Source organism: Kribbella monticola (assembly GCF_003261635.1).
GTDB lineage: Bacteria > Actinomycetota > Actinomycetes > Propionibacteriales > Kribbellaceae > Kribbella > Kribbella monticola.
This window is the reverse complement of the sequence record NZ_QFXK01000035.1, coordinates 312,789-331,907: the sequence shown is the minus strand read 5'-3', so window position 1 is coordinate 331,907 and position 19,119 is coordinate 312,789. Positions and strand designations below refer to the sequence as shown.

General features: G+C 67.9%; 21 protein-coding genes. 12 read left to right on the top strand and 9 right to left on the bottom strand.

The features are described 5' to 3' along the window. Positions 1-23 precede the first annotated feature (23 nt). A complete protein-coding gene (locus DIZ26_RS27590; RefSeq protein ID WP_112246654.1) occupies positions 24-449 on the bottom strand; it encodes a cyclic nucleotide-binding domain-containing protein in 426 nt (141 codons plus the stop codon). Positions 450-597: 148 nt separating this feature from the next. On the opposite strand from DIZ26_RS27590, the gene DIZ26_RS27585 reads away from it, so the two are divergent. Beyond that, on the top strand, positions 598-1,350 hold the full coding sequence (locus DIZ26_RS27585; protein ID WP_112246652.1) for a class I SAM-dependent methyltransferase: 753 nt from the start codon (positions 598-600) through the stop codon (positions 1,348-1,350). Here DIZ26_RS27585 and galE read toward each other — a convergent pair whose 3' ends face one another. After that, complete coding sequence (gene galE, locus DIZ26_RS27580; RefSeq protein ID WP_112246650.1) at positions 1,351-2,301, bottom strand: UDP-glucose 4-epimerase GalE; 951 nt, start codon at positions 2,299-2,301, stop codon at positions 1,351-1,353. Between the two features lie 55 nt (positions 2,302-2,356). Here galE and DIZ26_RS27575 point away from each other — a divergent pair, with 55 nt between their 5' ends. From DIZ26_RS27575 to DIZ26_RS27550, 6 genes are all read left to right on the top strand, one after another. Then, positions 2,357-3,094: a phosphocholine cytidylyltransferase family protein gene (locus DIZ26_RS27575; RefSeq protein ID WP_112246648.1), complete on the top strand. Its 738-nt coding sequence runs from the start codon at positions 2,357-2,359 to the stop codon at positions 3,092-3,094. Next, positions 3,082-4,176 (top strand): iron-containing alcohol dehydrogenase family protein, encoded by a 1,095-nt coding sequence (locus DIZ26_RS27570; RefSeq protein ID WP_112246646.1) that lies wholly within the window; start codon positions 3,082-3,084, stop codon positions 4,174-4,176. Before DIZ26_RS27575 ends, DIZ26_RS27570 begins: the two co-directional genes overlap by 13 nt. 86 nt (positions 4,177-4,262) lie before the next feature. After that, entirely contained in the window at positions 4,263-4,979 is a 717-nt protein-coding gene (locus DIZ26_RS27565) for a tyrosine-protein phosphatase (protein ID WP_112246644.1), read from the top strand. A 161-nt stretch (positions 4,980-5,140) separates the two neighbouring features. Further along, positions 5,141-6,031 (top strand): ABC transporter permease, encoded by an 891-nt coding sequence (locus DIZ26_RS27560; protein ID WP_112246642.1) that lies wholly within the window; start codon positions 5,141-5,143, stop codon positions 6,029-6,031. After that, on the top strand, positions 6,018-6,824 hold the full coding sequence (locus tag DIZ26_RS27555) for an ABC transporter ATP-binding protein (protein ID WP_198676312.1): 807 nt from the start codon (positions 6,018-6,020) through the stop codon (positions 6,822-6,824). Before DIZ26_RS27560 ends, DIZ26_RS27555 begins: the two co-directional genes overlap by 14 nt. A 456-nt stretch (positions 6,825-7,280) precedes the next feature. After that, positions 7,281-7,904, top strand: a complete 624-nt coding sequence (locus DIZ26_RS27550; RefSeq protein WP_112246640.1) for a VOC family protein — start codon at positions 7,281-7,283, stop codon at positions 7,902-7,904. A 15-nt stretch (positions 7,905-7,919) separates the two neighbouring features. Here DIZ26_RS27550 and DIZ26_RS27545 read toward each other — a convergent pair whose 3' ends face one another. The 3 genes from DIZ26_RS27545 to DIZ26_RS27535 form a co-directional block, all read right to left on the bottom strand. Continuing rightward, positions 7,920-8,732: an alpha/beta fold hydrolase gene (locus tag DIZ26_RS27545; protein ID WP_112246638.1), complete on the bottom strand. Its 813-nt coding sequence runs from the start codon at positions 8,730-8,732 to the stop codon at positions 7,920-7,922. A 196-nt stretch (positions 8,733-8,928) separates the two neighbouring features. Next, entirely contained in the window at positions 8,929-9,957 is a 1,029-nt protein-coding gene (locus DIZ26_RS27540) for a glycosyltransferase family 2 protein (protein ID WP_112246636.1), read from the bottom strand. Positions 9,958-9,964: 7 nt separating this feature from the next. Next, a complete protein-coding gene (locus DIZ26_RS27535; RefSeq protein WP_112246634.1) occupies positions 9,965-11,425 on the bottom strand; it encodes an LCP family protein in 1,461 nt (486 codons plus the stop codon). A gap of 413 nt (positions 11,426-11,838) precedes the next feature. Here DIZ26_RS27535 and DIZ26_RS27530 point away from each other — a divergent pair, with 413 nt between their 5' ends. Further along, positions 11,839-12,726 (top strand): S1 family peptidase, encoded by an 888-nt coding sequence (locus tag DIZ26_RS27530; RefSeq protein ID WP_112246632.1) that lies wholly within the window; start codon positions 11,839-11,841, stop codon positions 12,724-12,726. Positions 12,727-12,858: 132 nt separating this feature from the next. After that, positions 12,859-14,952 (top strand): spermine/spermidine synthase domain-containing protein, encoded by a 2,094-nt coding sequence (locus DIZ26_RS27525; RefSeq protein ID WP_112246631.1) that lies wholly within the window; start codon positions 12,859-12,861, stop codon positions 14,950-14,952. Positions 14,953-15,036: 84 nt separating this feature from the next. Here the strand turns inward: DIZ26_RS27525 and DIZ26_RS27520 are convergent, their stop codons facing one another. Together DIZ26_RS27520 and DIZ26_RS27515 are read right to left on the bottom strand one after the other, a co-directional pair. Beyond that, on the bottom strand, positions 15,037-15,360 hold the full coding sequence (locus DIZ26_RS27520) for an AzlD domain-containing protein (protein ID WP_112246629.1): 324 nt from the start codon (positions 15,358-15,360) through the stop codon (positions 15,037-15,039). Further along, positions 15,357-16,058 (bottom strand): AzlC family ABC transporter permease, encoded by a 702-nt coding sequence (locus DIZ26_RS27515; RefSeq protein WP_112246627.1) that lies wholly within the window; start codon positions 16,056-16,058, stop codon positions 15,357-15,359. Before DIZ26_RS27515 ends, DIZ26_RS27520 begins: the two co-directional genes overlap by 4 nt. Before the next feature lie 54 nt (positions 16,059-16,112). On the opposite strand from DIZ26_RS27515, the gene DIZ26_RS27510 reads away from it, so the two are divergent. Continuing rightward, positions 16,113-16,682 (top strand): helix-turn-helix domain-containing protein, encoded by a 570-nt coding sequence (locus DIZ26_RS27510; protein WP_232828629.1) that lies wholly within the window; start codon positions 16,113-16,115, stop codon positions 16,680-16,682. A 3-nt stretch (positions 16,683-16,685) separates the two neighbouring features. On the opposite strand, the gene DIZ26_RS27505 is transcribed toward DIZ26_RS27510, so the two are convergent. Then, the gene (locus DIZ26_RS27505; protein ID WP_112246623.1) at positions 16,686-17,516 is read right to left on the bottom strand and encodes an SAM-dependent methyltransferase; all 831 of its coding nucleotides are present in this window, start codon (positions 17,514-17,516) and stop codon (positions 16,686-16,688) included. A gap of 152 nt (positions 17,517-17,668) precedes the next feature. On the opposite strand from DIZ26_RS27505, the gene DIZ26_RS27500 reads away from it, so the two are divergent. Then, entirely contained in the window at positions 17,669-18,541 is an 873-nt protein-coding gene (locus DIZ26_RS27500) for a helix-turn-helix domain-containing protein (protein ID WP_232828628.1), read from the top strand. 2 nt (positions 18,542-18,543) lie between these two features. On the opposite strand, the gene DIZ26_RS27495 is transcribed toward DIZ26_RS27500, so the two are convergent. Then, a complete protein-coding gene (locus DIZ26_RS27495; protein ID WP_112246621.1) occupies positions 18,544-18,837 on the bottom strand; it encodes a DUF4287 domain-containing protein in 294 nt (97 codons plus the stop codon). A 130-nt stretch (positions 18,838-18,967) separates the two neighbouring features. Between DIZ26_RS27495 and DIZ26_RS27490 the strand changes: the two genes are divergently transcribed. Beyond that, positions 18,968-19,090 (top strand): 50S ribosomal protein L36, encoded by a 123-nt coding sequence (locus tag DIZ26_RS27490; protein WP_112246619.1) that lies wholly within the window; start codon positions 18,968-18,970, stop codon positions 19,088-19,090. Positions 19,091-19,119 lie beyond the last annotated feature (29 nt).

Sequence of the window (19,119 nt, the reverse complement as noted above, 5' to 3'; positions counted from 1 at the left end):
CGGGCTACTCTCGGGCCTGACGCTCAGGCCCTTTGGGCGGCCTCGAGCGAGCGGATCCGCCCGCAGAGCGCCTTGAGCAGCGTCTGCGCGACGTCCGGGTTCTCCTTCACCACCGGGGCGAAGGCCAGCGACGACAGGGCGAAGGTGGTCAGCCCGTCGGGACCGGCCACGACCGACGCCGAGCGCGGCTGCCCGTCCAGCAAGGAGATCTCGCCGAAGTAGTCGCCCACGCCCAGCGCGGGGCGCGCCTCGCCGTTGACCGTGACCTCGGCCGAACCTTCCAGCACGACCTGCAGGCCGTTGTCGTCGCCGCCCTGCTGCACCACCGACGCACCGGCCGGCGTCGTCAGGGTCGTGCCGCGGCCGATCAGGTCGGTCAGCGTGTCGGCCGGCAGCCCTTCGAAGAGGTCGATCTTCGCCAGGAACCGCGGCAGGGACTCGTAACTCATGCGGATCGCACCCCTCGATCAGAGCCCGTCGGCGACGAGCTGTAGTAACTGGGGCACAACATACAGCCGCCCAGGACCGCCCAGCCAGAATTTCTCCGCGGTGCGAAAATTCTCCGCGCACACCCGCCGGGAGCCGTAGGGTGCGGCCATGGGAGACCCGGTCGCGGACAACTACGACGAGCTGCCGTTGTGGTCGGCGCCCTTCGGGCAGCTGATCCTCGAGCACGTGCCGCTGCGCCGCGGCCAGACGATCGTCGACCTCGGCGCCGGCACCGGCTTCCTGACCGTCGAACTGGCCCAGCGCAGCGCGGCCGCCCGGGTGATCGCGGTCGATCCGTGGGCCGAGGCCATGGACGTACTACGGCGCAAGGTCGAGTACCTCGGCCTGGCCAACGTCGAGCTGGTGGTCGCGGACGCCTCGAGCCTCGACCTCGCGGACTCCTCGGTCGACGTCGTCGTCTCCAACCTGGGCGTCAACAACTTCGACAACGCCGCCGCGGTTCTCACCGAGTGCCATCGCGTACTCCGGCCAGGTGGTCACCTGCTGCTCAGCACCAACCTGGTCGGGCACATGGCCGAGTTCTACGACGCCTTCCGCTCGGCGTCCGACGGAAAGGCGCTGGACGACCACATCGCGCATCGGGCCAGCGTCGACGGCACGCTCCGGCTGTTGGAGCAGGCGAGCTTCACCGCGAGCGTCGTAGCCCGCACCGAGTTCGGGATGCGCTTCGCCGACGGGACCGCGTTGCTGAACCACTACTTCATCAAGCTGGGCTTCCTCGACGGCTGGCTCGCGATCGCCGGCCAGGAAGCCCTCGACGCCGTCGAACAGGAACTCAACCGGCGCGGCGAGGTCTCCCTCACCGTACCGGCGGCCTGCTTCGACGCTCTGAAAGGCTGATCAGCCCTTCGGCCAGGCTTCCCAGGCCGAGGCGAACATCTCGTCGACGGTGTGGGTGTTCTTCCACTCCAGGTCGCGGGCGGCCAGCTCGCCGGAGGTGACCACGCGCGACGGGTCGCCGGGGCGGCGCGGTCCCTCGGTGGGGGTGAAGTCGATGCCGGTCACGCGGCGGGCGGCATCCATGATCTCGCGGACCGACGTACCGGTGCCGCTACCCAGGTTGTAGACCGGCTCGAGGGTCTTGCCCGAGTCCAGCGCCCGCGCCGCGGCAACATGCGCGCGGGCCAGGTCGGACACGTGCACGTAGTCCTTGATCGAGGTGCCGTCCGGCGTCGGGTGACCGGCGTGGAGCTGCGGGGTCTTCCCCTGCGCCAGCATGTTGCACACGATCGGGAACAGGTTGTACGGGCTCGCGTCGTACACCTTGGGGTCCCCGGAGCCGACGACGTTGAAGTAGCGCAGCGAGGTGTGGTTCAGCGGAACCGCCTTGGCCTGATCCGCGAGCAGCCACTCGCCGATCAGCTTCGTCTCGCCGTACGGGCTCTGCGGGTTCGGCGGCGTCTGCTCGGTGACGGTCTCGTCCTTCGGGGTGCCGTAAACGCCCGCGCTGGAGGAGAAGACGATGTTGCGGACCTCGGTCTCGGCCATCGCGGACAGCAGGGTGACCATCGCGGTGACGTTCTGGGTGTAGGTGTGCATCGGCTTCTCGACCGAGACCCCGGCGTACTTGTACCCGGCCAGGTGCACCACACCGCTGACCCCGTCGAGCGCCTTGCGGGTCGCGTCGGCGTCGAGCAGGTTCGCCTCGACGAACGGGACGCCGTCCACCAGGAACTCCGGCTTGCCGCTCGACAGGTCGTCGATCACGACGACGTCGATCCCGTCCGCGCGGAACGCCCGCACCACATGCGATCCGATGTACCCGGCACCACCAGTCACGAGCCATGTCATGCCCGGCATCCTCTCATCCACGGTCCATCGGGCTGCTGGGCAGTAGCATCCGGGGATGATCGGACTCGTTCTCGCCGCCGGAGCCGGGCGCCGCCTGCGCCCCTACACCGACACGCTGCCCAAGGCCCTGGTGCCCATCGACGCGGAGACCAGCGTGCTCGACCTGACGCTCGCCAACTTCGCCGAAGTCGGCCTCACCGATGTCGCGATCGTCGTCGGGTACGCCGCGCAGGCGATCGCGGACCGCCAGAAGGACATGGAGAGCCGGTACGGCGTGACGCTCGAACTCGTCCACAACGACAAGGCGGAGGAGTGGAACAACGCCTACTCGCTGTGGTGTGCCCGTGACTTGTTCAGCCAAGGCATGGTGCTTGCGAACGGCGACACCGTCCACCCGGTCTCGGTCGAGCACACGCTGCTCGAGGCCCGCGGCGGCGACCAGCAACTCATCCTTGCCCTCGACACCGTGAAGTCGCTGGCGGACGAGGAGATGAAGGTGATCTGGTCGGAGGCCAACGGTGTCGAGCGGATCACCAAGCTGATGGAGCCTTCGGACGCAACTGGTGAGTACATCGGACTGACTCTCATCGAGCCGTCCGCCGCCGCGGACCTCGCGGATGCCTTGAAGACCACCTGGGAACGCGACCCGAACCTGTACTACGAGGACGGCTACCAGGAGCTGGTCAACCGAGGCCGCCGCATCGACGTGGCCGGTATCGGCAAGGTCGACTGGGTCGAGATCGACAACCACGACGACCTGGCCCGGGCGCGGGAGATCGTATGCCCCTCCTAGCCCGGATGATCACCGCGCCGCTGGTCGTCGACGTACGCCGCGGTGCTCTCGCCGAGCTGGGCACGATCCTCACCGACCAGCGGATCTCCACCTCCGGGCGGGTCGCCATCGCGGTCGGTTCGACGTACGGACCGACCGTGCAGAAGACGTTCGAGGGCGGCCTGGCCGGCGCCGACTGGTACTCCGTCGAGGGCGGCACCATCAACGCGGCGATCCGGCTGGTCGAGCAGGTCCGCACCAAGCGGTACGACGCGATCGTCGGCGTCGGCGGCGGGACCGTGCTGGACGTGACGAAGTTCGCGGCCGCGCGGCTCGGGCTGCCGATGGTCGCGGTCGCCACGAACCTCGCGCACGACGGGATCGCCTCGCCGATCAGCACGCTGGACAACGACGCCGGCCGCGGCTCGTACGGCGTACCGGCGCCGCTGGCCGTCCTCGTCGACCTGGACCTGGTCCGGCAGGCGCCCGAGCGCTCGGTGCGGTCCGGGATCGGCGAGATCCTGTCGAACCTGTCCGCGATCGCCGACTGGGAAGCCGCCAATCGCCAGCACGGCGAGGAGATCGACGGTCTTGCGGTGTCGCTCGCGCGGACTGCCGCACAGGCGGTGCTGAACCATCCGGGCAGCGTCGCGGACGACGACTTCCTGGCCACCTTGGCCGAAGGTCTGGTGCTGTCCGGCATCTCGATGGTGGTCGCCGGTACGTCGCGGCCGTCGTCGGGCGCGTGCCACGAGATCTCCCACTCGATCGACCTGCTGCATCCTTCGCGCCGCGGGTACCACGGGGAGCAGGTGGGGCTGGGCGCTGCCTTCGCCTGGTTCCTGCGGGGCGATCTGGATCGCTTCCACGCGACCGTTGATTGCCTTGCCCGGCACGCGTTGCCGGTGCGGCCGACCGATCTCGGCTTCTCGCTGGAGGAGTTCAACGCCGTCGTCGAGTACGCGCCGCAGACCCGGCCCGGGCGGATCACCATTCTGGAGGAGTCGGCGCTGACACCGGCGCGCATCGCCGAACAAGCGGCGGCCTTCGACGACCAGGTGCTCGCCCGGATCGGCCCGGACGGCTCGCCGACGGATCGCTGAGGGCCCGCTGACGGATCGCTGAGGATTGCTGCCGCGCGAGGGCGTCGCGCTCGAACGGCTGGTCGCCACTTCGCGAAGCGGACAAGATGGTGGCCGTGAGCCCACATCTGGATTGGCCCGACTGCCGGAACGTGCGCGACCTGGGTGGCCTGCCGACGGACGACGGCGGCCGGATCCGGCCGGGCGCGCTGATTCGCGCCGACAGCTTGCACTACCTGTCGCCCGCCGGTGTCGACGCCGTACGACGGGCCGGGGTGAGCCGGGTCGTGGATCTGCGGTCGCCGGCGGAGGTCGCCGAGGCGCCGACGCCGTTCACGTCGGACGACCTCGGATACGCAGTACCGGTTCAGGATCCGGCTGTGCCTGGCGAGGGCATGGACACCATCGTCGCGGTCTGCATCGACATGCTCGACCGGCGCCCGGAGCGATTCGCCGAAGCGGTGCTGGCGATCGCCGAGGCCCCGCCGGGCGCGGTGGTGGTCCATTGCCATGGCGGCAAGGACCGCACCGGTATGGTCGTCGCGATCGCGCTGAGCGTCGCCGGCGTACCGGTGGACGAGATCGTTGCCGACTACTTCCTCACCAAACAACGGCTCGCCTCGGCGATGGCCGAGCAACTGGCCGCTGAACCGGACGAGTCGCTGCATGCGGAGATGCTCGAGTTCCGCGACACCCGCGCCGAGTCGATCGTGGCGATCCTGGAGCACCTCGACACGGCGTACGGAGGACCCACCAACTACCTGCTGCACGGCGGTCTCACCACGGCCCAACTCGACGTACTGCGCAGGCGGCTGACCGGCTGAAAAGGGGCCCTTCGACCGCTCGACCGGAGGCCGCGAACTGGCCGCAATCCCTTCGTCACAGTGTGAAACTGGTGACACAGTGTGCCCACGGCGACGCGTCTGAAACGGTTCAGGGGGCTCCGATGTCATATTCGCGCCCGGAGCCCAGTAGATTGGCCCGCATGTCAACCGCCGCTGAGTCGGCCAAGACCGCAGAACTCGCGGCCATGGCTGAGCGTTATGGGTTGTCCAGGAGCTCGGCACGACCGTCGCTCCGGACCTACCTGATCGAACTGTGGGGCCGTCGTCAGTTCATCGTGAGCTACGCCCGCGCGCGGACCTATGCGGTCTACGCCGGCGCCCGGCTCGGATCGATCTGGCAGGTCCTCACCCCGCTGCTCAACGCCGGGGTGTACTACCTCGCGTTCGGCGTCCTGCTCGGGACGAAGAACGGGATCCCGAACTACGCGTCGTTCCTGATCTGCGGCATGTTCGTGTTCAGCTACACGCAGCGTTCGATGACCGAGGGTTCGCGGGCGATCTCGGCGAACATGTCACTGATCCGCACGCTGCACTTCCCGCGCGCGACGCTCCCGCTGGCGTACGTGGTGAACGAGCTGAACCAGATGTTCCTCTCGATGGCCATCCTGTTCCTGATGGTCGGCTTCTCCACCGGACCCAACTGGCACTGGCTGCTGCTGATCCCGGCGCTGTTCCTGCAGACGCTGTTCAACATCGGCGCCACCTTGGTGTTCGCCCGGCTCGGCGCGTTCCTGACCGACATCAGCCAGCTGCTGCCGTTCATCACCCGGACCTGGTTGTACGCGTCCGGTATCTTCTTCTCGATCCCGGCCAAGCTCGAGGGCCTGCACGCCCCCGGCTGGGTGATCCAGGTGCTGTCGCTGAACCCGATCTCGGCGTACATCGACATCGCCCGCCGTGCGGTGCTGGAAGAGCACGTGAAGAACCAGCTCCCGCACGCGTGGGAGATCTCGATCATCTGGGCCGGGATCTCGTTGGTCGGCGGATTCATCTACTTCTGGCGTGCGGAGGACAGGTATGGCCGTGGCTGAGACGGCAGCTCCGAAGGCGGCGGCGTACGCCGCCGCGTCGGATGCTGTCCCGACGGTGATCGCCGACAACGTCAACATCATCTACAAGGTCACCGCGTCCGGTGGCAAGGGCACCGCCGCGAGCGCGTTCCGGCGGATCCTCAAGCGCCAGGACCGGCCCACCATCCGCGAGGTGCACGCGGTCAAGAACGTCAGCTTCACGGCGTACAAGGGCGACGCGATCGGCCTGATCGGCCGCAACGGCTCCGGCAAGTCGACCCTGCTGCGCGCCATCGCCGGCCTGCTGCCGCCCGCCTCGGGCGCCATCTACACCGGCGGCCAGCCGTCGCTGCTCGGCGTCAACGCCGCGATGATGAACGACCTCACCGGCGATCGCAACGTCGTCCTGGGCTGCCTGGCGATGGGCATGACGCTGGCCGAGATCGAGGAGCGCTACGACGACATCGTCGAGTTCTCCGGGATCGGCGACTTCATCGACCTGCCGATGTCGACGTACTCCTCGGGTATGTCGGCGCGGCTCAAGTTCGCGATCGCCTCGGCCAAGACCCACGACATCCTGCTCGTCGACGAGGCGCTGGCCACCGGTGACGCCGAGTTCCGGGTCCGCTCCGAGAAGAAGATCAAGGAACTCCGCTCCTCGGCCGGCTGCGTCTTCCTGGTCAGCCACAGCCTCGACGTCGTCCTCGACACCTGCAACCGCGCCATCTGGCTCGACAAGGGCGTCCTGCGCATGGACGGCGACGTCAAGGAAGTAGTAGACGCCTACAACGAAGAAGCCACCGGCAAACGCTGACCGCACTCTCCAAAACCGCCCAGCCCGCACCCCGCGGCTGGGCGGTTTTTTGCTTGTACTACGGGGAAAAATGCCCCGCTTCGCGCCTCCTCCGTCGGCCGCTCGACCCACCCACCCCCAGACGCCGCTCCTCCGTCGCGGCTAAAAGGCGCTTCGCCCGCAGGCCCATGCCTCCTGAGCACCACTAGGCGTCGCCGCGATCCGCCACGCCCATGACGATCCACCTCGCATCCGTCCGCGCCCGGCTCCTCCCGGGCGCCCATCGACCCCACGAGGAGCCGCCTCGGCGACAGCACACCCGCGCCTTCATCGCAGTTCCTGTCGCTCGGGACGTCCCTCACCAGGTGGAAACTTCCAATCGCCATCTACAAGTTTTGTTCCAGTGAAGGCGATGGTCGCCAAGGTGGTCAGGAATCAAGAAGCGCCAGGGGATGCCGCGCGCCTAGCGTTCTCGGTATGAACCTCACCGAGATTTCCATCGCAGCCATCACCCTCGAATCCTCCGACCCGGTGGCCGCCGAGGCCTTCTACGCCAAGGCGTTCGGGCTGGGCGACCGGATCCGCGTGCGCGCCTCCGACGCGCCCACGAGCGGCTTCCGCGCGTACACGCTGTCGCTCGTCGTCTCCCAGCCGTCGACTGTCGACAGCCTGCTCGGGAGCGCCCTCGACGCCGGCGCGACCGTCGTCAAGCCCGCCAAGAAGAACCTGTGGGGGTACGGCGGCGTCGTACAGGCCCCCGACGGATCGCTGTGGAAGGTCGCCACCTCGGCCAAGAAGGACAGCGGTCCGGCGACTCGCGAGGTCGACGACATCGTGTTGCTGATCGGCGCCGAGGATGTTGCCGCCAGCAAGCAGTTCTACGTCGAGCACGGCCTGACCGTCGCGCGCAGCTTCGGCCGCAAGTACGTCGAGTTCGCCGCGCCGCCGAAGGGCATCAAGCTGGCCCTCTACGGCCGCAGCGCCCTCGCCAAGGACGCCGGCGTCCCCGCCGACGGCACCGGTTCCCACCGCCTCGCGATCACCAGCGACGCAGCCTTCACCGACCCGGACGGCTTCACCTGGGAAGCAGCCTCGAACTGAGTACCTACTCGGGGCTCAGCGGTGCCGGTCGAGGAAGGCCGTGAGTTCCGCGACGTACTGCGCGCGGTTGTCGCGATGCACCGAATGGCCGGCACCGGCGATCTGTACCGCGCGGAACTCGCCGGCCGCCGCTTGACCGCAGCGCTCGGCGTACTCGGTGGAGATCAGCGAGCCGCGCTCGCTGTCCCCGTGGATCAGCAGGACGGGGCATGTTGTCTGGGCCAGCAGGTCGGTCAGCGGGACCGGTGGCTGAAACGGCAGTTCGAACAAATGCGCGTTGATCTGAGCCTTCGACACCGCCCACGGTTCGAGTTCGTCCTCGGGCCAGCCGGGCTCGTTGGATCGGCCACGCGCAATCCGGTCCGGCAACTCGAGCTCCCGGAGTTCCGCAAGCCATCGCGGTACCGGCCCCTCGTCCTGCGGCTCGTCCCGCGGCTCGTCCCGCGGCTCGTCCCGGGGCTCTCCGGTCGGCGGGTCCTCCAACACAACAGCACGAACCAGATCAGCCCTCGACGCGGCGAGGTAAGCAGCCGCCATCGCCCCCATCGAATGCCCGACCACGACCACCCCGCCTTTGCGCGGCTGACCCGACAACACAAGCGCGGCATCGCCACTCTGCCCGTCATAGCTGAGCGGCTCTTCCGGAAGCCCCGACTCCCCATGCCCCCGCGCATCGATCGCAAGAGCCCGAACCCCAGGCATCGCTCGGATCAGCGGCTCCCAGCACGCCGCAGAGTCAGAAAACCCATGCAGAAAAGCAACCTCGGCCGCTTCCTCACCGGTCCGGTACCACGCCAACTGCCCCGTCCGCCCTCGCACACCAAACATGCCTGCGCACACTAGCGCACAGAGATGTCGACCTTGATGAGTTAGCACCGCCCTACTGCCACAAGCTGCCCAGACGGCGCCGTGACCGAGCTGGCCTGGGACTCGGTCCCGCGGCCTTGATCCGTTTTCCCCTGAGCTCCAGGGCAATCGGCCGACGCAGGAGCGCCGCGAAGCGGGCTCCTGTGTCGGCGTAGTTCTAGGCGGTGCCCGGGTTGGTGAGAGCGGGGCCGGCTGGGCGTTCTTGGAGGCCGATGATGAAGCCGAGGCCCCAGGAGACGTGCATGGTGGCGCAGACCAGGGGGAGCCAGAACAGGGCCTTCCAGGGCAGGTAGCGGCCTTCCATGGCAGAGCCCGCCAGCAGCAGTAACCCGTAGCCCAGCGGCGCCAGGAAGCCGAGGTCGAGGACGCTGACGCCGGTTGCCAGGCCGATGATGCCGAGGATGGTTCCGATCGCCAGCAGGCCGACCGCGACCGGGGGCGCCAGGTAGCGCTTGTTGGCGGTCTCCGGGTGCCTGCGGATCACTTCACGACGCCACTGCCCGGTGTGGAAGAACTGCTTCGCCACAGCGGCCAGCGACGAGCGCGGCCGATACGTCACCGACAGATCCGGGCTGAACCAGATCAGTCCGCCCGTCTTGCGGATCCGGTAGTTGAGCTCCCAGTCCTGGGCCCGGTGCATCGACTCGTCGAAGCCGCCGACCCGCTCCAGCGCCGTACGCCGGAAGACGCCGAGGTACACCGTGTCCGCAGGGCCCGCCTTGCCGCCCTGGTGGAAGGTGGAGGCGCCCAGGCCGAGCCGCGAGCGGTAGGCGCACGCGACCGCCATCTCGAACGACGTCCGCCCTTCGGCCGCCATCACGCCACCGACGTTGTCGGCCCCGCTCTCCAGCAGCACCTCGACGGCGCGGGCGATGTAGCCCTGGGTCAGGACGCCGTGGCCGTCGACCCGTACGACGATGTCGTGGCGGGCGTGCGCGATCCCGGTGTTCAGCCCGGCCGGCGTCTTGCCGGTCGGGTTGGGCACGATCGTGATGCGTTTGTCGGCGTCGGCCAGCCGGTCGGCGATCTCCTGGGTCCGGTCCTTGCTCGGACCGATCGCCAGCACCACCTCCAGCTCGCCGGGATACTCCTGGTCGAGGACGCGGCCGACCGCTTCCTCGAGGTGACGTTCCTCGTTCAGGACCGGCATCACGACGGACACCGCGGGCCAGTGGGACAAAGCCATGGTCAGGTCAGGCCTTACAGATCGATGCGACGTCGTCGACGTCGGTGCTGGGTTTGGACGGGCTACCGGTGGGTTTGCCGGAAGTAGCGGGTTTGGTTGGTGCCTTACTCGGAGTGTTCGACTTCTTACCGTTGCCGTCCGAGGCCGCCTTGTCCAGCGCTTCGGACTTACTGATCGCCTCGGCGACCTTGGTACGGACCAACGCGAAGTCCGGATCGCCGGTGTGGATCAGCGGCGGGACCGGCGAGAAGCTTGACACCGGCAGCTTCTTGGAGTCCAGCGCGAGGTCGGTGAACGTCCCGAGCTCGCCGGCCGGGATGTTCGTCTGGACCACCTCTTTGCTGGCCGAGGCGATGGCCTGGAACTTCGTCAGCACCTTCTGCGGCGACAACTGGTTCAGCATCGCGGTCATCACGCATTTCTGCCGGGTCATCCGTTCGTAGTCACTGGCCCCCGCCCGGGACCGCGCGAACCACATGGCATGGTACCCGTCCAGGTGCTGGTTGCGCCCCGGCTGGATGTAACCCTTGATCGGCCCGCCGATACCGCCGATCGGGACCTTCTTGCCGACGTCGACGGTGATGCCGCCGACCGCGTCGAGCAGGTGCTGGAACCCGGCGATGTCGATCAGCACGTAGTAGTTGACCTTCATCCCGGTGACTCCCTCGACCGCCTGCGAGGTGGCCAGCAGGCCGGGCTCCTTGACGCCCGGGAAGAACTGCTTGTGGCCCATCGCCCAGGTGTAGACACCGTTGAGGTAGCAGTCGTGTCCGCAGTTCTTCCATTCGAAGCCGTGCGGGAACTGCTTGGCCATCTCGGTGCCGGCCGGGAACGGGATCTTCGCCATGTTCCGCGGCAGGCCGATCAGCACGGTCCGGCCGGTCTCGGCGTCCACCGACGCCATCGTGATGCTGTCCGGCCTGGTGCCGATCCGGTCCGCGCCCGAGTCGCCGCCGAGCAGCAGCACGTTGTAGCGGCCCTTGTCGGCCTTCGACTTCTGGCCGTTGCCGAACACGCTCGCGACGAAATCGCGCTGCGCCGACACGATGGTGCTGCCGTAGATCAGCACACTCATCACCAGCACGACCAGTACGCCGTCGACGATGCTCGCGGTCAGCCGGTGGTTGCGTTCCAGCGTCAGCGGCCGGCCGAGCCGGTAGGCGTCCACGAACAACGCGGCCCAGCCGATCGCGAGCAGGATCAGCAGGATCTGCACAAGCCGCAGTGTCTTCGGCGAGACCAGCAGGTTGATCGTGCCGGATCGCCAGACCAGCGACAGCAGCACCAGGAACACGACGATCGCGACGATGCCGAAGATCACCCGCCAGGCCCAGCGCCCGGCCCGTTTGCTGCCGGCCGCGATCTGCGCGGATCCGGGCAGCACCAAGGTCATCAGCAACAGCGTCAGCGCGCGCTTGAATCGCACCGGTTCGGCGAGGTTGCCCAGGTCAGCCTTCTCCTGCGGCATGTCGTCCTTCCGTTCTCCGTACGGCGCGGCTGCCGATCCTCGACCGGGACGGCCCCCGTAGCCGCACGTCGCGCGCCGTTCAGTATGGCCATGGCCGGACGGTCGCCGAAATCAGGCGCGCCGCCCTGCCTCTCGTACCCACCGGACATCAGGTACGACGTACCGGCGGCCGGCCTGGTTCGAGGCGGGCGGATCGAGCAACGAACAGTAACAGCCCCACCACACACCGCAGGCGCCACCCCGAGGCCAGGCCTTCGCGCAGGTAAACCCGTGCATGCGCCCTACCAAGGCCAAGTTTCATCAGTCTGTGATGGTTCGCGGTACCGAAAGTCCGATACGAAGAGTCCTAAGGCGACTACGCCCTGCTTGCATCGCCCAAGTGCAAGCTCCGTCGTGAGGACAGGAAACCGCCCATGAGACTGTTCCGTTCCGTTGCCGCGACCACCGTCGCGGTCAGCGCCTTGCTGCTCGGCGGCAGCCAGGCCTACGCCCTCGAGGCCGGGACTGCCACCGCAGCCCCCGCAGCGTCCCAGGTCGCCGCACCAGGTACCGACTTCACCGGTATCGCGGCCCTCAGCAACTGCTCTGCCTCCCTCGTCCGGTACGCCGAGTCGCTGTCCACCGACAGGGCGCTCGTGCTCACCAACGGCCACTGCTACGAGAACGGCTTCCTGAGCCCCGGCCAGGTGCTGGTGAACCGGTCGTCCAGCCGGCAGATCACCTTGCTGCGGCCGAGTTCCAGCAACGCGGGCACCGTCCGCGCGAGCCGGATCCTCTACGGCACGATGACCAAGACCGACGTCATCCTGTACGAAGTGAACGAGAGCTACGCCTCGATCAAGTCCCGGCTGAACGTCACGCCGCTCACACTGGCCAAGCAGGCCCCGGCCAACGGCGCCGGCCTGGCGGTCGTCTCCGGCTACTGGAAGCGGATCTACACCTGCTCGGTGCAGGCCACCATCCCGACCCTGCGCGAGGGCAACTGGACCTGGCAGAACTCGATCAAGTACCAGCAGCCCGGCTGCGAGACCATCGGCGGCACCTCGGGTTCACCGATCGTCAGCACCAGCACCGGTGAAGTGATCGGCATCAACAACACCGGCAACGAGGACGGCGAGCGCTGCACGGTGAACAACCCCTGCGAGGTCGATGCGAACGGCAACGTCACGGTCGACCAGGGCGCGGCGTACGGCCAGCAGACCTGGTGGTTCTACACCTGCCTGACCTCCTCCCGCACGATCGACCTGAACAAGACCGGCTGCCAACTGGTGAAGCCGGCCACCCGCACCACGCACAACTGACCGACGATCCACGGACGGCGGCCCTCCCGGTCGCCGTCCGTGGCGTCGAAACAACAGCCAGTACTACGGTTGTCCACAGAAAACCCTGCTGGGGTGATGCCGGACACACCCGATCGGGTAACGTCCCCGCCCATGGCAGTCGACTCCTCCACGCCCCGTCAAGTAGCCCCTGACAGCTGGCAGCATCCGCTGGGGGTGAAGCCCCGCCTGGTCGCGGCCAGCGCGCTGATGCTCTTCCTCGAGCTCGCGCTGATCCGCTGGACCGGCTCGAACGTCGTGCACCTGAGCTACTTCTCGAACTTCGTGCTGCTCGGCTCGTTCCTCGGCATCGGGATCGGCATCCTGCGCTCGGGCCGGGCGAAGCGGCTGCCGTACTACTCCCCCGTCATGCTCGGCCTGCTGGTCGCTGTGATCGCGTGGAAACCGGTGACGGTCAACCGCGGTACGTCGTCCAGCGTCATCTACTTCACCAGCCTGAACACCACCGGCCCGCCCACCTGGGTGATCCTGCCGATCATCTTCGTCGCGGCGGCCGTCGTGCTGGCCGGACCGGCCGAGCTGGTCGGCCGGTGCTTCGCCGACCTGCCGCGCCTCACGGCGTACCGGTTCGATCTGATCGGCAGCCTGGTCGGCATCGTCGCCTTCACCGCACTGTCGTTCCTGGGCGCGCCGCCGATCTGGTGGGGTTTGATCGTCACGGCCATGTTCGTGGCGCTGATGGTGCCGAGGCCTCGTGGGCAGCAGAAGCTGACCGCGACCGTGCTCAGCGGTGCGCTGGTGCTCGCGCCGCTGCTGGTGATGGTGGGCGTGCTGTTTCACGAGTCGACCCGCCCGGAGAACAGCTGGTCGCCGTACTACAAGGTGCAGACCGCGGGCTACGAGTGGAAGGGCGTGCCGCTGCTCACGATCACGGTGAACGGCGTACCGCACCAGCAGGCGATCCCGGCCGACTCGCGGCTGCAGTGGGAACCGCAGTACGGCCTGCCGTACGAGCGGGCGAACGTCGGCAAGAACCCGAAGAACGTGCTGATCATCGGGGCCGGTTCGGGTTCCGATGTGGCGATCGCGTTGAAGAAGGGCGCGGCGCACGTGGACGCGGTCGAGATCGACCCGCGGATCCGCGACATCGGCAAGGCGAAGAACCCCGACCACCCGTACCAGGACCCGCGGGTGTCCTCGCACATCGACGACGGCCGGGCCTACTTGTCCCGGACCGACAAGAAGTACGACCTGATCCTGCTCGCGCTGCCGGACTCGCTGACGCTGGTGAACGGCGCGAGCTCGCTGCGGCTGGAGAGCTACCTGTTCACCCAGCAAGCCTTCGAGTCCGCCAAGGACCACCTGAACCCGGGCGGCGCCTTCGCGATGTACAACTACTACCGCGAGACCTGGCTGATCGACCGGCTGGCGTCGACGGCCGAGAAGGCCTTCGGGCACAAGCCGTGCGTGGACAAGGTCGGCGACGGCCTGCAGCAGGCGGTCGTGACCGTGGGGCTGACCGAGGCCGACCAGACCTGCCAAGCCGCGTGGCCCGGGCCGAGCGCGATCACCCCGCCGCCGGCCACCGACAACCGGCCGTTCCTGTACCTGTTCACCGACCGCATCCCGTCGCTGTACCTGGTCACGCTCGGGCTGGTGCTGCTGGCCGGCCTGATCGGCGTCGGCATCGCGGGCGGCGGTTCGTCGTACCGGCGGATGCGGCCGTACACCGACCTGTTCCTGCTCGGCGCCGGCTTCATGTTGCTGGAGACCAAGAGCATCACCGGGTTCGCCCTGCTGTTCGGTACGACGTGGGTGGTGAACGCGATCGTGTTCGCCGGCGTGCTGGTCGCCGTCCTGGCCGCCGTCGAAGTCACCAGACGGTTCAAGACCCCACCGATCAAGGTGATGTTCGTCGTGCTGTTCGCGGGACTGCTGCTGAGCTGGATCTTCCCGGACAGCTGGATGCTCTCGATGCCGGTCGGCCTGCGGGCACTGGTCGCGGTGGTGATCGCGTTCACCCCGATCTTCGCCGCGAATGTGATCTTCGCGAAGCGGTTCACCGACACCGCGGACGGTACGGCGAGCTTCGGCGCCAACCTGCTCGGCGCGATGCTGGGCGGCTGCCTGGAGTACGCCGGCCTGCTGATCGGCTTCCACGGCCTGCTGATCATCGCCGCAGTCCTCTACCTCGGCGCGTTCCTGCTGCGCCCGAAGAACGGGAAGGTCCTGGGCGCCGCGACCTGACCGAGCGATGACCTGAAAACCGGACCGGCTCGCGGCGAGCCGGTCCGGTTTTCACGTCACGGTACGCCGATGAGCCTTTCCACGTCACGGTACGCCGATGAGCCGCAGGCCGGCCGCTGTCGCCGCCGCCGCGAGGATCACCAGCACGAACGGAACCTTGCGCCAGGCAAGGATTCCCCCGACCAGTACGCCGGCCGGCCGGGCGATCCCGGCCGCACCGTGCCCCGCCGTCAACGCGGCCGTCGCCACCAACGCGGCCAGCAGGACCACAGTCGCCGCAGACATCAACTGCTGGGCCCGCTCCGGAAGCTCGAACCGCGTCCGCAGCAACGGTCCGGCGACGCGCAACGAAAAGGTGCCCACGGCAAGTATCAGTACCGCGATCAGCAGCAGCCCCGGATTCCTCATCGGACCGCCTCTTCCTCAACCGGCCGCCCGACGCGGTAGAACACCAACCCCACAAGGGCAAACAGGACCGGCAGACCGGCTGGGAGGAACGGTGTCGCGGCGAGCGCGACCACGACGCCGACCAACGCCGCAGTACGGGTGGACCTGTCGCGCAGCGACGGCAGCACAAGAGCCAGCAGTACTGCGGGGAAGGCAGCGTCCAAGCCGAGCACGTCCGTGTCGGTGATCACCGAGCCGAGCCGGGCGCCTGCGAAGACGCCGAGATTCCAGCAGACGAAGATCCCGATGCCACACACCCAGTACGCCGCGCGCTTGCGCCGCGGGTCGTCCTGGCCGAGGGCGAAGGCAACGTTCTCGTCGGTCATCAGATGGCTGCCCGGGATCTTCTTCCAGCCTCCGCCGATCACGTCGCTGACGGCGAGCCCGAAGGCAACGTGGCGGCTGTTCACCAGCAGACCGGCGATGGTGGCAGCGATCGGGCTACCGCCCGCGGCGACGATGCCGACGAACAGGAACTGCGACGCGCCGGCGAACACGAGCAGCGAGAGCAGCACGGGCACCCAGAACTGGAGTCCGCCACCGACGCTGATCGCGCCGTACGAAAGGCCGACCACGCCGTCGGCAAGGCAGACCAGTGCGATGTCTCGGGCCAGCGGTCTACCGAGATCCTGCCGAAGAGTTCGCCATATCGAACGCATGGGTTTTATGATGAACAGTCAGCGACTTGTTCGTCAAGTCGAACGGTTGGACCGATGGAGCGAACACTGATGGACGGCAAGGCACCACTCGAGGTGATCGCGTCCTCGCTACGCCGCGAGCGGGCGCGGACCGGCCTCTCGCTCACCGAAGTGGCGAAGCGCGCGGGGGTCGCCAAATCGACGCTGTCCCAACTGGAGTCCGGTACCGGCAACCCGAGCGTGGAGACGCTCTGGGCGCTCTGTGTCGCGCTCGACATCCAGTTCGGGCAACTGGTCGACCCGCCGAAGCCGCGCGTACAGGTGATCCGGGCCAACGAAGGGCCGGCCGTCTACACCGAACACGGCGACTACAGCGCGACCCTGGTCGCCTCCTGCCCGCCCAACACAAGGCGCGACGTCTACCGGATCGTGGTCGCCCCGGGACCGGGCCGGAACTCCGACCCGCACATGCCGGGCGTGGTGGAGCACGTCGTGCTCAGCACCGGACGGGCCCTCGTGGGCCCGACCGACGACCCGGTGGAACTGCGCCCGGGCGACTACATCGCCTACCCGGGCGACCTTCCGCACACCTTCCAGGCCCTGGAGCCCGGTACTACCGCAGTACTGCTGTCGGAGTACTCCTGAGCGTCAGGGCTTGCGGCCGATACCGCCCGCGATGCACTCCTCGATCTGGCTGAGCGGAGTGACACGAGGGCCGTCCGGCCACCATTCGTCGCAGAGCACCAGGCCCGGGTCGACCATTTCCAGGTCGTTGAACATCGCCTGGATCGCGTCGTAAGGACGGAACAGGCCCGAGCCCATCGGGCTGTGCGTGAACCGCTCCTCCAGCGCCCGGGCGGTCTTGGCGTGCTCGGGGGTCTGCGGGTCGAGGAAGTGCGAGATCACGACGTACGAGCCGGGAGCCAGGGCGTCGATGTACTTCTGGATCAGCTGCGGGCCGTCGTCGCCCAGGTAGTGGTGCATGGTGCCGTTCTGGATCAGCGCGATCGGCTGGGAGAAGTCCAGGAACTCCCGCACCTCCGGCAGCCCGAGGACCTGCTCGGGCTCGAAGATGTCGGCGCTGACGAAGAGCGTGTTCTCGTTCTCCTCCAGCAGCGCGCGGCCGTGCGCGAGCACCACCGGGTCGTTGTCGATGTACAGCACCTTCGCGTCCGGCTGCAGCCGCTGGACCACCTGGTGGGTGTTCTCCGCAGTGGGCAGGCCGGAACCACAGTCGAGGTACTGCTTGATGCCTGCCTGGCCGGCCAGGAACCGGCAGGCGCGGATCAGGAAGTTCCGGTTCGACCAGGCGAGGTCGGTCACCTGCGGGGCCACCGTGGCGACCTGCCGCAGTACCTCCCGGTCGATTTCGAAGTTGTCCTTGCCACCCAGAAACGCGTCGTACACGCGGGCGATGCTGGCCCTGGTGGTGTCGACGCCGACAGGCGCGGAGCTGGGGGCCTTGGAAACGTCGGGCATCGGCGACCTTCGTTCTCGATTGGGGTGTAGGTGCCTGACCTTACTAGCAGTCGCGGTGGGTTTCACGCGCTGTGCGCGCGCCTGTCCGAGCCGGATCCGGCAATCTCGTGAAATGATCCTCCGGCGGCCACACGAACAGCTGGAGAGACTCCGTGACAGAGCAGGATGCGTACGGCGGGCCGACCGCCCTGCGGATCATGCTGGGCGCACATCTGCGCCGGTTGCGCGAGGCGGCCGATATCAGCCGGGCCGATGCGGGCTGGGCGATCCGCGGTTCGGAATCCAAGATCAGCCGGCTGGAGCTCGGCCGGGTCGGCTTCAAGGTCCGCGACGTCGACGATCTGCTGACGCTGTACAAACTCGACGACGCCGAGGAGCGCGAGCGGCTGCTCGAACTGGCCCAGCAAGCGAACAACCCGGGCTGGTGGCAACGCTGGGACGACCTGACGCCGACCTGGTTCCACTCCTACCTCGGCCTGGAGATGGCGGCCGAGCTGATCCGTACCTTCGAGCTCCAGTTCGTGCCGGGACTGCTGCAAACCCCGGACTACGCGCGGGCCGTGGTGCAACTCGGCCGTGACCGGCCGCTGCCCGCCGAGGAGGTCGAGCGCCTGGTCGCGCTGCGCACCGGCCGCCAGCAGGTGCTGACGCGGAAGCGCTCGGTGCGCCTGTGGGCGGTGATCGACGAAGCGGTCCTACAGCGCCCGATCGGCGGGCGCGAGGTGTTCCGCGCCCAACTGGAGTACCTGATCGAGGTGTCCCAGTGGCACAACGTCACGCTGCAGATCATCCCGTTCGACCGCGGCGGCTACACGGCCACCGGCGGCGCGTTCAGCATCCTGCGGTTCGGCGAGATGGACCTGCCCGACGTCGTCTACATCGAGCACCTCACCAGCGCCGTCTACCTGGACAAGCGCGAGGACCTCGACGAGTACGCCGTCACGATGGACTCGCTCGCGATCACGGCCCTCCGCCCCCGCCACACCGAAGAACTCCTCCGCACCGCCATCAAAGCCCTCACCTGACCTCACCGACCCGGGTTGGTCGCCTTGCCGTCCAGCCAGAGGGTGTCGGAGGGATCGCTGTGTGCCGTGCCCGAGTTGACGTGCTTGCTGCTGATCTTCGGACCGTTCTTCAGTACGTGGAACAAGGCCATCGCATGCCCGCGGCCGAGGTCGTAGTCCGCCTTGAGCCAGTCGGCCACCGCGCCGGCCTTCGTCTCCGGCGTGGCGTACCCCTTCTCGCCGGCGATCTCCAGCAACTGCCGCGGAGTCAGCCCGGTCTTCTCCTCGATCTTGTCCAGATAAGCCTGAAAAGACATCTCGCACCCCTTCTCGTCCGTGCCGGCCTGCCCGCCACTACCTCAGCGTCGAACCGCCGCGGCGCAGATCGACATCCGGGAAGATTCGCGGGCCGGTTCGTGTTGGACGGGCTGACAGAGAGGATCCGGCATGAAGGTGCGACGTTCGTTGAAGGCGCTGAAGACCAAGCGGGGTGCGCAGGTGGTGCGCCGCGGCCGGCGGGTCTACGTGATCAACCGGCTGGACCCCCGCCAGAAGGCCCGCCAGGGCTGATGCCAGCTCCTCGCCTTCGCGGCCCGGAA

Bases quoted from the DNA above. Each gene is read 5' to 3' on its own strand.
- DIZ26_RS27590 (WP_112246654.1), bottom strand. From the start codon at position 449: ATGAGTTACGAGTCCCTGCCGCGGTTCCTGGCGAAGATCGACCTCTTC.
- DIZ26_RS27585 (WP_112246652.1), top strand. From the start codon at position 598: ATGGGAGACCCGGTCGCGGACAACTACGACGAGCTGCCGTTGTGGTCG.
- galE (WP_112246650.1), bottom strand. From the start codon at position 2,301: ATGACATGGCTCGTGACTGGTGGTGCCGGGTACATCGGATCGCATGTG.
- DIZ26_RS27575 (WP_112246648.1), top strand. From the start codon at position 2,357: ATGATCGGACTCGTTCTCGCCGCCGGAGCCGGGCGCCGCCTGCGCCCC.
- DIZ26_RS27570 (WP_112246646.1), top strand. From the start codon at position 3,082: ATGCCCCTCCTAGCCCGGATGATCACCGCGCCGCTGGTCGTCGACGTA.
- DIZ26_RS27565 (WP_112246644.1), top strand. From the start codon at position 4,263: ATGGTGGCCGTGAGCCCACATCTGGATTGGCCCGACTGCCGGAACGTG.
- DIZ26_RS27560 (WP_112246642.1), top strand. From the start codon at position 5,141: ATGTCAACCGCCGCTGAGTCGGCCAAGACCGCAGAACTCGCGGCCATG.
- DIZ26_RS27555 (WP_198676312.1), top strand. From the start codon at position 6,018: ATGGCCGTGGCTGAGACGGCAGCTCCGAAGGCGGCGGCGTACGCCGCC.
- DIZ26_RS27550 (WP_112246640.1), top strand. From the start codon at position 7,281: ATGAACCTCACCGAGATTTCCATCGCAGCCATCACCCTCGAATCCTCC.
- DIZ26_RS27545 (WP_112246638.1), bottom strand. From the start codon at position 8,732: ATGTTTGGTGTGCGAGGGCGGACGGGGCAGTTGGCGTGGTACCGGACC.
- DIZ26_RS27540 (WP_112246636.1), bottom strand. From the start codon at position 9,957: ATGGCTTTGTCCCACTGGCCCGCGGTGTCCGTCGTGATGCCGGTCCTG.
- DIZ26_RS27535 (WP_112246634.1), bottom strand. From the start codon at position 11,425: ATGCCGCAGGAGAAGGCTGACCTGGGCAACCTCGCCGAACCGGTGCGA.
- DIZ26_RS27530 (WP_112246632.1), top strand. From the start codon at position 11,839: ATGAGACTGTTCCGTTCCGTTGCCGCGACCACCGTCGCGGTCAGCGCC.
- DIZ26_RS27525 (WP_112246631.1), top strand. From the start codon at position 12,859: ATGGCAGTCGACTCCTCCACGCCCCGTCAAGTAGCCCCTGACAGCTGG.
- DIZ26_RS27520 (WP_112246629.1), bottom strand. From the start codon at position 15,360: ATGAGGAATCCGGGGCTGCTGCTGATCGCGGTACTGATACTTGCCGTG.
- DIZ26_RS27515 (WP_112246627.1), bottom strand. From the start codon at position 16,058: ATGCGTTCGATATGGCGAACTCTTCGGCAGGATCTCGGTAGACCGCTG.
- DIZ26_RS27510 (WP_232828629.1), top strand. From the start codon at position 16,113: ATGGAGCGAACACTGATGGACGGCAAGGCACCACTCGAGGTGATCGCG.
- DIZ26_RS27505 (WP_112246623.1), bottom strand. From the start codon at position 17,516: ATGCCCGACGTTTCCAAGGCCCCCAGCTCCGCGCCTGTCGGCGTCGAC.
- DIZ26_RS27495 (WP_112246621.1), bottom strand. From the start codon at position 18,837: ATGTCTTTTCAGGCTTATCTGGACAAGATCGAGGAGAAGACCGGGCTG.
- DIZ26_RS27490 (WP_112246619.1), top strand. From the start codon at position 18,968: ATGAAGGTGCGACGTTCGTTGAAGGCGCTGAAGACCAAGCGGGGTGCG.